We start from the raw sequence: 12,023 nt of genomic DNA, 5'->3' as shown, positions 1-12,023 counted from the left end.
TGTTTTCAACGGTACAATCCCAGATTATTGCTAAAGAACGAGGAAGCACAGTGGTTTTTCGCGTCCATGTAGAGAAGAAGCCCGGATTCGACGTCGAGGCGCAGCAGCTGACGAACGAATTGCGTACGATTCTCGACATTGAATCTTTGAACAACGTCCGCATTATCAACCGGTATGACGTCGAGGGAATCAGCGAGGAGCTGTTCGACCAGACGATCCCCACCGTATTCAGCGAGCCGCAGGTGGACAATGTGAGCATCGAGCTGCCGGATGTCTCCGGTGACACGGTGTTCGCGGTGGAATCGTTGCCCGGCCAATTCGACCAGCGCGCGAATTCCGCAAGCGAATGCATCCAGCTCATCAGCCAGGGCGAACGACCGACCGTGCGCTCGGCCCGGGTGTATGTGCTTGATGGTCAGTTGGGCGACGATGAGCTCGCCGCAATCAAAAAGTACGTGATCAATCCGGTGGAGACCCGCGAAGCCGGTCTGGAGACCCGAGAGACGCTCGCCACCTATGCCCCCACACCCCAGCCTGTCGAAGTGCTCGACGGCTTTCGCGAGATGGACGATGCACAGCTTGCCGAGTTCATCGCCGATCGGGGTCTGGCAATGGACGAGGCCGATCTGAGGTTCGTACGCGAGTATTTCCAGGGCGAGCAACGAGATCCCACCATCACCGAGATCAAGGTGATCGACACGTATTGGTCCGACCACTGCCGCCACACCACTTTCGGCACCGAGCTCGACTCCGTCGAGATCGACGACGCCGTGGTGAAGGCCGCCTTCGACAAGTACATGGCGATGCGCCATGAGCTCGGCCGCGATGAGAAACCCGTGTGCCTCATGGACATGGGCACGATCGGTGCGAAGTGGCTCAAGAAGAACGGCGTGCTCACCGGCCTCGACGAATCGGAGGAGATCAATGCCTGCACCGTCAAGGTGAAGGTCGATGTGAATGGCGAGAGCGAGGACTGGCTCTTCCTGTTCAAGAACGAGACCCATAACCACCCCACCGAGATCGAGCCCTTCGGTGGCGCGGCAACCTGCATCGGCGGCTGCATTCGCGACCCGCTTTCGGGACGCTCCTACGTGTATCAGGCGATGCGCGTGACTGGTGCCGCGGACCCCCGCGTGCCGATTAGCGAGACGCTGGAAGGCAAGCTGCCCCAGCGCAAGCTCGTCACCACCGCGGCGCACGGCTACTCCTCGTATGGCAACCAAATCGGCTTGGCCACTGGTCAGGTCAATGAGATCTACCACCCGGGCTATGTGGCCAAGCGCATGGAGATCGGCGCCGTTGTGGGCGCCACGCCGGCAAGCCATGTACGTCGCGAGACCCCGGCCCCCGGCGACAAGATCATTCTGCTCGGCGGCCGTACCGGCCGTGATGGCATTGGCGGCGCCACCGGTTCCTCCAAGGCACACAACGTTGAGTCGCTTGAACTCGATGGAGCCGAGGTGCAGAAGGGCAACGCCCCGGTGGAGCGCAAGCTGCAGCGTCTGTTCCGCCGCGGTGATGCCTGCCGCTTGATCAAGCGATGCAACGATTTCGGCGCGGGTGGCGTGTCCGTTGCCGTCGGAGAGATAGCCGACGGCCTGCACGTTGATCTCAATCAGGTACCCAAGAAATACGACGGCCTCGACGGCACCGAGCTTGCCATCTCCGAGTCGCAGGAGCGCATGGCGGTCGATGTGGCTGCGGAGGACGTCGACGAGTTCCTGAAGTATGCCGCCGAGGAGAACCTCGAAGCCGCGGTCATTGCGACCGTGACCGAAGACTCTCGCATGGTGATGGAATGGAACGGCGAGCCGATCGTCGATCTCTCGCGCGAGTTCCTCGCTTCGAACGGCGCCGCCAAGCATCAGGATGCCCACGTGCCCCAGCAGGGCTCCTACCATGCCCCATTCTCGTCCGGCTCACTCAGTGAGCGTATGAACGAGATGCTCTCCGACATCAACATCGCCTCCAACAAGGGCCTGTCGGAACGCTTCGACTCCACGATCGGAGCCGCCACGGTGCTCATGCCGTTCGGCGGCAAGGAGCAGCTGACGCCGGCGGAAGCCATGGTGGCCAAGTTCCCGGTGTTCGGCGAGACCACCACCGCCTCGGCCATGGCGTGGGGCTTCAACCCCTTCCTCATGGAGCGCAACCAGTACACTGGCGCCTACATGTCGGTGGTTGAATCGCTTGCGAAACTCGTGGCGGCGGGCTTCGAACACGAAAAGGCATACCTCACCTTCCAGGAGTATTTCGAGAAGCTGCGCGACGAGCCGGAGCGCTGGGGCAAACCGCTTGCGGCCGTGCTCGGCGCCCTCATGGCGCAGGTGGACCTCGGGATCGGCGCCATTGGCGGCAAGGATTCCATGTCCGGCTCCTTCGAAGACCTCGATGTGCCTCCCACCCTCGTCTCCTTCGCCGTGGCGGTCGGCGACATGAACCGTGCCACGTCGCCGGAGTTCAAGCACCCCGGCGACCGTGTGGTCCGCATCGCGCCACGCTATCTGGCGGACGGCATCACACCGGACAAGGACGCACTGCTCGAGGTGTTCTCCACCATCGAGAACCTGGTGACCGACGGCGATGCGCTGGCCATCTCCACCCCGGCTTACGGCGGCACCGCAGAAGCGTTGTTCAAGATGTGCGTGGGCAACCGCATCGGCGTGGCGCTCGACGACTCCATCGCCGTCGACGATCTGTTCGCACCGGCGTATGGCTCGTTCATCGTCGAGCTCGCGCCATCCGCGAACATGCCGACAGTCTCCAATCTGGTCGAGATCGGGCAGATTGGCGAGACCACCGCAGACTACGTGTTCCATGCAGCCGGCGAGACGCTCGACCTCGCGAATCTGCAGGAGGTGTGGGAGAACGGCATTGCATCAGTGTTCCCCTACCGCAGTGGTGAAACCGATGCCGAAACCGAGGCGGTCGACGCGATCTCGTTCGAGACAATGGAACCGACCGTGTACAAGGGTGCGAAAATCGCCAAGCCGCGCGTGATCATCCCGGTGTTCCCCGGCAACAACTGCGAATACGACACCGCGGCAGCGTTCGAGCGCGCCGGAGCCGAGGCACAGACGCTCATTGTGAACAATCTGACGCCCTCAGCCGTCGCCGAGTCCACGCAGGCGCTCGTCGACGCCATCCATAACAGCCAGATCATCATGATCCCCGGCGGTTTCTCAGGCGGCGACGAACCGGATGGCTCCGCGAAGTTCATCACGGCGTTCTTCCGTGCACCGGCGGTCACCGAGGCCGTGCGCGACCTGCTCAACAACCGTGACGGACTCATGCTCGGCATCTGCAACGGCTTCCAGGCGCTCATCAAGCTCGGTCTCGTGCCCTTCGGCGACATTGTGCCCATGACCGCGGAGTGCCCGACGCTCACGTTCAACACCATCGGACGCCACCAGAGCCGTCTTGTACGCACACGCGTCGCGTCGAACCTGTCGCCGTGGCTTGCCAAGACGGAGGTGGGCGATATGCACACCATCGCCATCTCCCATGGCGAGGGACGTTTCGTCGCCTCCGACGGCATGCTCGACCAGCTCATCGCAAACGGGCAGGTTGCCACACAGTACGTTGACGAACATGGCGTGCCGAGCATGGACCTGAGTGTGAACCCGAACGGCTCCATGCTCGCCATCGAGGGCATCACCAGCCCGGACGGCCGCGTGTTCGGCAAGATGGGCCACTCCGAGCGCACCGGCGACGGCCTGTACCGCAATGTGCCCGGTAACATCTACCAGCCGATCTTCGAAGCCGGCGTCGAGTACTTCGGCTGAGACGGTTATAGACGCTGATCGACCATAGCGAAGGGCGGTGTATGCCATATATGGCATACACCGCCCTTCTGTTCATCAACGCATTCGACTTCTTTTCTTCGATTATTAGGCAAGTCGGAAAACCAACTTTGATTGTTAGGCGGTTATCCTCGGCACGCATTCCTTCCTAACGCCATTTTATTAGACAAATCATATTATAATGTTGTATTATTGTTTAAATTTGAGCCGCCTCTAATCGTAGCACCCACCTAACAATCGAAGATGGTTTTCCGACACGCCCAACAATCGCCGATAGGTCTCATAGAGACCGAGAATCTGCCGCTTTTTCACATTGAATTCCTCCTGCGTGAGGATTCCCGCATCGAGAAGCTCCTTGAGCGACTTAAGCGCCTCCATCTGCTCCGTCACCGACATGGCGGATTGCGTTCCCTGTGCAGTCGGAGGTTGTGCGGCAGCTTGCGCGACGGTGCCCTGCGCATCCGCTGCCGCTGCGGCCACCGCGGCCGGATTCGTCTGAGTAGGCACAGGCTGCCCCGGCATCGCGCCGGTCATCGGATTGACTCCCTGCGCGAAACCAAGCCCGTGGCCGTCTAGGATTCCGCGGAGCTAACTGCCCCGAACCATTCCATGCCACATTGCCGCGAATCTCATATTCACGACAATGGCGTCTCTCTATTTCTTGCGATTCATGAACGCGGCCTTGACCAATTCCACGATCATCTCACGCATGTCCTTCGCACTGCCGGCCGCAGCCGACGCCTGCGCCACACCGCTCACCTTGCCGAGGAACCCTTCGCCGAATTGCTCCTGCATCAGACTGCGCACCCAGCCGATGTCGTTCACGCTGCGCTTGCCGGTGTACACCTGCTCGAAGGCTATGACGGCACCCTCACCAAGCGCGGCGATGATGCTCGCCGCCACAATCGCATTGAGCACGCTGGCTGCAATGTTGATGCCCGGGATCGCCTTCACCGTGCTGATTGCGGAATGGGCCACCACGCTTGCGGTACCCACTTGCACAATCGAGTCGAGGAACTGCTTGGCATCCTCATCCTTATCTATGCCATATAGCCGTGCCAACCCATGCAGTTCGCCGAGTTCCAACGGAGAGAGCACCAGCGAATCGGCGATCGGAATTGGCACGGCGCCCACTGTGGCACCCGCCGCTACACAAGCGCCAATCAGACCCTGCGCCAGCATGCGCTTGCGCGTGAGTTTGAATGCCATGAGATCATGCTCACCGCCGCGCATCCCCTCTGGCATCGCCTTCATCGTCTCGTCAATGAGGTCGGTGATTCCCTCCGGCCCTACGAACGACGTCTCATCGATCACATAGGTCTGCGCCACTACAGGTATGATCGCGCGCAGGTTCTTCTCCACGCGCTGCCCCGCGAACGCCTGCCGCACCATCTGCACATTCAGCTCGCGGTCCGGTTTCGAATACGATTTCGTGATCACGGTGATAATCGGCACCGACCGCCACATCGACACGGCCGTGGACAGATTCCGTATTGTCTCCGGGAACAGTTTCGCCGCTGTCCCATCCACGCAGAACCAGATCACGTCGATCTTGTTGTGCTCATGACCTTCCTTGGCGCTCGCCTTCGACCATTTGCGCACCGCATGCACCGCTCTGAGGCTTTTGATGGGAGACGGTTCGAACCCTATTGAATCGATGACCTGGAACGGCACCGTTGGGCTCTCATAGACGGCGAGCTCACTGGTGGTGCCCCGCGTGCCGAAGCTCGTTTTGGCCACAGTGTCCCCTATCACCGCGTTGATCAACGTCGACTTGCCCACACCTGAGTTGCCCAGTACAAGTACGTTGCCTTTGATCGGTGTTTCCGTGTTCGGCAGAGTGTTCGCCCGCACCTCGATCACGTTGCCATTGTCGTATGCCATGACGCCATCATAGGCACGAACCGTTGCATGCGGTGAGCGCAAAACGACCATCGCCGGCTCAGCAGCGAATGTCCACGATGTTCACCAGGGCTATGCGTGTGCCATCCTCCATAACGATGACTCTGCGCATCTGGTCGAATCCTCGCACAGCCCCTTCCGCCGTCATGTACTCGCCGGCATTTCTGCCGCCCTCCGGCTGGAAATAGGTGATGGATGCATAGGGATGCGATTCGAGTTGACCGATTACCTCAACAAGACGATCGTTGAGTGTCTCTCTTTCGTCATCGGCCAATGCAATGCGGGTGCAGGGCGTGTTGGACACCTCTCTCACGCGCTCGTCGTATCCCTTCAACGCGGCGAATGGCATGAACTGCACCGCGCGTTCCAAGTTGCTCATATGCCGGTGTTTGGTGGATCGGTGATGTGGTAGGTCAATGATGTCGTCGTAGCGATGCAGGTTCTCCAGCGTCATGCCGCATGGCCTCCGATCTGCTTGCTACGTTCCATACCGGTCGCCCCCTCATCGAGGTTCATGCCTTTGATCACCGATGCCGCGCCGAACCGGCTGCGCAATGCGTTGACGGTGCGCTGCAGACTCAGTTCCTTGCGATCTGCCGTAGCCTGCTGCTGTGTTTGCGAGCCCTCCAGATTCTCGAACAGACTCGGCTGCTCGAAGGTTTGAGCCTCCCCCAGCATACGAACCCGGCCGGCTACAACCGTGAGGCGTCTGACATACAGCCGCGAATCCGCAATGCGTTCGAACACATCCACCACCGCCTGTCGAATGGCAGTGGCCGATGACGTGAATCGCCCCAGATCACATGAGCCATGAACGCTTTTGGGCACTAGTCTCCCATAGTGATCCTTGCCTACGGGCCCGAGGTACCGGCCATCCATAAGACTCTCCCTGTCGAATCCCACCGTCAGCACGACCCTGTCCGTTACCGCCCCCTTGGCAGCGAGATCCTGCGCCAAGCAGTCCGCCATCTCACTCGCTACGGTGTGGGCCTGTGTATACGGATAGGGACGCGCAAGCACCTGACCTATGCTCAGGCTGGAATTCTCCGGCGTATATGCCTTAATATCGGCGATTGTGCATGGCTCCCAACCCCAAGCGTGGTCGATGAGCGTTTCCGCATTCACGCCGAAGAACCTGTAGAGCAGATCTTCGTTGTAGTATTCGCCGGCCCTTCCCAACGAGCACCGTGCAATGTCTCCCATGGTCATGATTCCCTGCCGCTCCAATTTGCGGGCTATGCCACGGCCCACCCTCCAGAAATCGGTGAGAGGCCGGTGGGACCACAGCAGTTCGCGATACCTGCGTTCATCGAGTTCGGCAATGCGCACGCCGTCCTCATCCGCGGGGATGTGCTTGGCGACGATATCCATCGCCACTTTCGCCAAATACAGGTTCGCGCCGATGCCGGCCGTGGCCGTGATGCCCGTCTGCTCGAGAATGTCGGCCACGATGCGACGTGCCAGTTCATGGGCCGAGCACCCGAAATACTTGAGATATTTCGTGACATCGATGAACACTTCGTCCACCGAATAGACGTGGATATCGTCCTTCGACGCGTAGTTCAAATAGATGCCGTAGATTTTCGCACTCATGTCGAGGTAATACGACATGCGCGGTTTTGCCGCGATGTATTCAATGCCGAGTTGTGGATTCGCCTGCAGCTGTGCCACGCTCACTGACGAACCGATCAGATTATGACCCGGCGCACGCAGACGTCTTTGCTCGTTGACAACCGACACGCGCTCCTCCACTTCGAACAGTCTGGCACGCGACCCCAACCCGAACGATTTCAACGCCGGCGACACCGCAAGGCATATGGTTTTCGAGGTGCGGGATACGTCCGCCACCACCAGATTGGTGTCGAGCGGGTCAAGCCCCCTCAACACGCATTCGGCGGACGCATAGAACGATTTGAGGTCCACCGCCAGGTATGTTCGCTCTCCCATACCACAGATTATCGAACAAACGTTCGAATCTGTCAATCGGCAATAGGCGTCACACCAAAGGGGCGCGATGCATCAACGCCAGCGACCGCGAGTCCAGCATATGAATGGGCGCACCGTCACAATTCGCCGGAAATCCGCCATTTCCGCAAAATCCGAGTTTGCCGGTGTAGCCGGGACTTGCTAGGGTTTATCTCGTAGCGAATCCCTTATTCCAGTTGTGGAAGGAGCTTCGGCTTGTCTGCAGAACTCGAAGAGATCCATGAGGAATGTGGCATTTTCGGCGTATGGGGACATCCCGATGCCGCACGCCTCACTTACTTCGGATTACACGCATTGCAACATCGTGGTCAGGAGGGCGCCGGCATAGTCTCCAACGACCACGGACATCTCATAGGGCACCGCGGGCTCGGATTGCTCACGCAGGTGTTCCAGGACGAAAAAGACATTCAACGACTTCAAGGCGATGCCGCAATCGGCCATGTGCGCTATGCGACGGCCGGCTCGGGCGGCATCGACAACATTCAGCCCTTCGTGTTCCGCTTCCATGACGGCGACATGGCGTTGTGCCATAACGGCAACCTCACGAACTGCTTCTCTCTGCGGCGCGCGCTCGAAGACGAAGGCGCCATTTTCCACTCGAACTCCGACACCGAGGTGCTCATGCATCTCATCCGCCGTTCCGTGCGCAGCGGCATCACCGACAAGCTGCAGGAAGCGCTCAACACCGTGCATGGCGGCTTCGCGTACCTGATCATGACGGAACATGAGATGATCGGCGCACTCGATCCGAATGGGTTCCGCCCCCTCTCGCTGGGCCGCATGACGAACGGCGCGTACGTGCTCGCCTCCGAGACCTGTGCGCTCGACGTGGTGGGTGCGGAACGAATCCGAGACATTCAGCCCGGCGAGATGATTGTGATCGACGACAGCGGGTACCGCACCCAGACGTACACGAGCCGCACACAGCTGTCGATCTGCTCGATGGAATACATCTACTTCGCCCGCCCCGACTCCGACATCTACGGCGTGAACGTGCACTCCGCAAGAAAGCGCATGGGTGCCCGTCTCGCGCAGGAATCCCCGGTCGATGCCGACATGGTGATCGGCGTGCCGAATTCCTCGCTCTCAGCCGCCTCCGGCTACTCCGAGGAGGCAGGGCTGCCCAACGAAATGGGCCTGATCAAGAACCAGTACGTCGCCCGCACATTCATTCAACCCACGCAGGCATTGCGCGAGCAGGGCGTGCGTATGAAGCTTTCCGCAGTCAAGTCGGTGGTAAAAGGCAAGCGCATCGTCGTCATCGATGACTCCATTGTGCGTGGCACCACGTCGAAACGCATCGTGCAGCTGCTCAAGGAGGCGGGAGCGGCCGAAGTGCACATGCGCATCAGCTCGCCGCCACTCAAGTACCCGTGTTTCTACGGCATCGACATCTCCACAACGCAGGAGCTCATTGCGGCGAAGAAGTCGGTCGAACAGATTCGCGAGTTCATTGGCGCCGATTCGCTGGCGTTCCTCTCACTCGACGGGCTCATCGAGTCGATCGGCCTGAATGCGAACGCCCCTTACGGCGGCCTGTGCGTTGCCTATTTCAACGGCGACTACCCCACCGCGCTCGATGATTACGAGGAGGGATTCCTGGCCTCCCTCACCCCCGAGGATCGCGTGACACTGCCCGGGTACAACGGCAAGAAGACAATGTACGAGGGTACCGAGTACACGATGATGCAGAAGCCGTTCGGCGAGCATGCCTCCCAGGAACCCACCGAGTATCTCGTCCCCAATATCTAGTTCCCAGATTTTCCCGATACAGATTCATACAGATTCATCAATTTCATACAGATTCATCAATCGACTTGCCGATTTCGGCGAACAGAAAGGTCACAATGCCACAAGCATATGAAAACGCGGGTGTGAGCGTCGAAGCGGGCTACGAAGTGGTCAAGCGCATCAAATCACACGTCGCACGCACTAACCGACCGGGCGTGGTGAGCGGCATCGGCGGCTTCGGCGGCCTCTTCGACCTCGCCTCGCTTGGCTACAACGAACCGGTGCTCATCTCAGGCACCGATGGCGTGGGCACGAAGCTCGTCATCGCCAAGCTCATGGACAAGCATGACACGATTGGCATCGACTGCGTGGCCATGTGCGTCAATGACGTCGTGGCACAGGGAGCCCAGCCGCTGTTCTTCCTCGACTACATCGCCTGCGGCAAGAACGACCCGGCAGTGCTTGAGCAGGTCGTCTCCGGTGTGGCCGACGGCTGCGTCCAGGCGGGCGCCGCACTGATTGGCGGCGAGACCGCCGAGATGCCAGGCATGTACGAGGCGGATGAATACGACCTGGCCGGCTTCACCGTCGGCTGCGTGGAGCGATCGAAGATCGTGGACGGGTCCACGATTGAGGCGGGCGATGTGCTCATCGGGCTTCCTTCGACCGGCGTGCATTCCAATGGCTTCTCGCTGGTGCGCAAGGCACTGTTCGAGCAGGCCGGCTATACCGTGCATACGCGTCTTCCCGAGCTGGGCGATCGGGAACTCGGCGATGTGCTGCTCACCCCCACGAAGATCTACGTGAAGGCGCTCATGCCACTATTCGAGGCCAATCTTGTTCGCGGCGTCGCCCACATCACCGGCGGCGGCTTCATCGAGAACGTGCCCCGCATGCTGCCGGAAGGTCTGGCCGCCTCCATCGAGCTTGGCTCGTGGCTGGTGCCGCCGATCTTCGACGTGATCGAAAAAGCGGGCGATGTGGATCATATGGAGATGTACAACATCTTCAACATGGGCCTGGGCATGGTCGTGGCCATTCGCCCCGACCGTGTTGACGAGGCGATGAACCTTCTCGAGCATGCAGGTGAGAAGGCCTATCGCATCGGCCATGTGATCGAACAGGTCAACGAACGCGTCGACCTGGCCTGAGACCAAACCCATACTGGCACAGTTTCCCCAAGGAAGTGAAGAGGAATATGAAGGTTCTTGTTATCGGTTCCGGCGCACGTGAGCATGCTATCGCCTACACGCTGCTCAAGGGAGCAAGCGTCGAGGAGGTAACCGTCGCCCCCGGCAACCCGGGCATGGAGCTCGACGGCATCCGCACGCTCTCGCTCAACCCGTCGAATCAGGCCGCGCTCATCGATTTCGTGCGCAACAACGACTACGACTGGGTGTTCGTGGGTCCTGAGGTGCCGCTCATCGAGGGCATTGTGGATGCGCTGGCCGCGGCCGGCATCAAGGCGTTCGGCCCGAGCAAGGCAGCCGCACAGATCGAGGGCTCGAAGGATTTCGCCAAGCGTCTGATGGAACGCCACAACATTCCCACGGCCGCATACCGCACCTTCGACGATCTCAGGAGCGCCACCGACTATGTGAACGAGCATGGTGCGCCGATCGTGGTCAAGGCCGATGGTCTGGCCGCCGGCAAGGGCGTCACAGTGGCGATGGACGTCGAAACGGCCCTGGCTGCATTGAACGACATTTTCGTGGACCACCGTTTTGGCTCCGCCGGCGCCCGGGTGGTGATTGAGGATTACCTAGAGGGCCAGGAGTTCTCGCTCATGAGCTTCGTGAACGGCACAGAATTCTGGCCCATGCCAATCTCGCAGGACCACAAGCGCGCCTATGACAACGATGAGGGCCCAAACACCGGTGGCATGGGTGCCTACTCCCCCGTGCCCCAGATTAGCCAGGACGTGGTCGATGAGGCCCTTGAGACCATTGTCAAGCCGACGGTCGAAGCCATGGCCGCCGAAGGCACGCCGTTCGTGGGCATTCTGTATGCGGGCCTGATCGCCACGGCCGACGGCCCGAAGGTGATCGAGTTCAACGCACGGTTCGGCGACCCGGAAACCGAGGTGATTCTCCCCCGCCTGCACAGCGATCTCGGGCAGGCCATTCAGGCCATGCTTGATGGCGAGGCTCCTGAGTTCACCTGGCTTGAGGAGGGCACGACGCTCGGCGTGGTGCTTGCAGCCGACGGCTACCCGACCAATGTGCTCAAGGGGGCCAAGGTACCGCAGTTCAAGACCGGTGCCGACTCCCATGTGTTCTATGCCGGCGTGAAGCGCGAGGGCGACGATCTGGTTGCCGACTCCGGTCGCGTGCTGCTCGTCGAGGTGAGCGCGGACGACATTCCGAGCGCCCAGAAGAAGGTCTACGAGATTCTCGACAACGCCGACACCGCAGGCATGTTCTACCGCCACGACATCGGCGCCAAGGCGCTCGAAGCGTAGCCAGCGCAGCTGATTCCGATATCGCAGTACACCATACCGCTGTGGGGCCGCCACGTTCTCTCATGTGGGAGCGGCGGCCCCACAGCGGTTACCCATATGGGGAGCCATATGCAAGGCGAACATGTTTTCAGCGCATTACA

8 protein-coding genes are annotated in these 12,023 nt (G+C 60.3%); 4 read left to right on the top strand and 4 right to left on the bottom strand.

What is annotated here, in order from left to right:
• Positions 1-50: 50 nt before the first annotated feature.
• Positions 51-3,785 carry a phosphoribosylformylglycinamidine synthase gene (locus BANAN_RS03075; RefSeq protein ID WP_014697485.1) on the top strand — a complete coding sequence of 1,245 codons (3,735 nt, stop codon included), beginning with the start codon at positions 51-53 and terminating at the stop codon, positions 3,783-3,785.
• Positions 3,786-4,016: 231 nt separating this feature from the next.
• Here the strand turns inward: BANAN_RS03075 and BANAN_RS03070 are convergent, their stop codons facing one another.
• The 4 genes from BANAN_RS03070 to BANAN_RS03055 form a co-directional block, all read right to left on the bottom strand.
• The gene (locus BANAN_RS03070) at positions 4,017-4,337 is read right to left on the bottom strand and encodes an SHOCT domain-containing protein (protein WP_014697484.1); all 321 of its coding nucleotides are present in this window, start codon (positions 4,335-4,337) and stop codon (positions 4,017-4,019) included.
• A gap of 120 nt (positions 4,338-4,457) precedes the next feature.
• Positions 4,458-5,738 carry a YcjF family protein gene (locus BANAN_RS03065; protein WP_014697483.1) on the bottom strand — a complete coding sequence of 427 codons (1,281 nt, stop codon included), beginning with the start codon at positions 5,736-5,738 and terminating at the stop codon, positions 4,458-4,460.
• Positions 5,739-5,745: 7 nt separating this feature from the next.
• Entirely contained in the window at positions 5,746-6,159 is a 414-nt protein-coding gene (locus BANAN_RS03060) for a hypothetical protein (RefSeq protein WP_014697482.1), read from the bottom strand.
• The gene (locus BANAN_RS03055; protein ID WP_041776973.1) at positions 6,156-7,652 is read right to left on the bottom strand and encodes a Y-family DNA polymerase; all 1,497 of its coding nucleotides are present in this window, start codon (positions 7,650-7,652) and stop codon (positions 6,156-6,158) included. The genes BANAN_RS03060 and BANAN_RS03055 overlap by 4 nt, the downstream gene beginning before the upstream one ends.
• A gap of 234 nt (positions 7,653-7,886) precedes the next feature.
• Here BANAN_RS03055 and purF point away from each other — a divergent pair, with 234 nt between their 5' ends.
• From purF to purD, 3 genes are all read left to right on the top strand, one after another.
• A complete protein-coding gene (purF, locus tag BANAN_RS03050; RefSeq protein ID WP_014697480.1) occupies positions 7,887-9,443 on the top strand; it encodes an amidophosphoribosyltransferase in 1,557 nt (518 codons plus the stop codon).
• A 95-nt stretch (positions 9,444-9,538) separates the two neighbouring features.
• On the top strand, positions 9,539-10,573 hold the full coding sequence (purM, locus tag BANAN_RS03045; RefSeq protein WP_014697479.1) for a phosphoribosylformylglycinamidine cyclo-ligase: 1,035 nt from the start codon (positions 9,539-9,541) through the stop codon (positions 10,571-10,573).
• 47 nt (positions 10,574-10,620) lie between these two features.
• The gene (gene purD / locus BANAN_RS03040; protein ID WP_014697478.1) at positions 10,621-11,883 is read left to right on the top strand and encodes a phosphoribosylamine--glycine ligase; all 1,263 of its coding nucleotides are present in this window, start codon (positions 10,621-10,623) and stop codon (positions 11,881-11,883) included.
• Positions 11,884-12,023 lie beyond the last annotated feature (140 nt).

It is taken from the genome of Bifidobacterium animalis subsp. animalis ATCC 25527, from assembly GCF_000260715.1.
Taxonomy (GTDB): Bacteria; Actinomycetota; Actinomycetes; order Actinomycetales; family Bifidobacteriaceae; genus Bifidobacterium; species Bifidobacterium animalis.
This window is presented reverse-complemented; position numbering and strand designations above follow the sequence as displayed.

Excerpts from the sequence above, each read along its gene's own strand:
- BANAN_RS03070 (WP_014697484.1), bottom strand. The coding sequence starts at position 4,337 with ATGACCGGCGCGATGCCGGGGCAGCCTGTGCCTACTCAGACGAATCCG.
- BANAN_RS03065 (WP_014697483.1), bottom strand. The coding sequence starts at position 5,738 with ATGGTCGTTTTGCGCTCACCGCATGCAACGGTTCGTGCCTATGATGGC.
- BANAN_RS03060 (WP_014697482.1), bottom strand. The coding sequence starts at position 6,159 with ATGACGCTGGAGAACCTGCATCGCTACGACGACATCATTGACCTACCA.
- BANAN_RS03055 (WP_041776973.1), bottom strand. The coding sequence starts at position 7,652 with ATGGGAGAGCGAACATACCTGGCGGTGGACCTCAAATCGTTCTATGCG.
- purM (WP_014697479.1), top strand. The coding sequence starts at position 9,539 with ATGCCACAAGCATATGAAAACGCGGGTGTGAGCGTCGAAGCGGGCTAC.
- purD (WP_014697478.1), top strand. The coding sequence starts at position 10,621 with ATGAAGGTTCTTGTTATCGGTTCCGGCGCACGTGAGCATGCTATCGCC.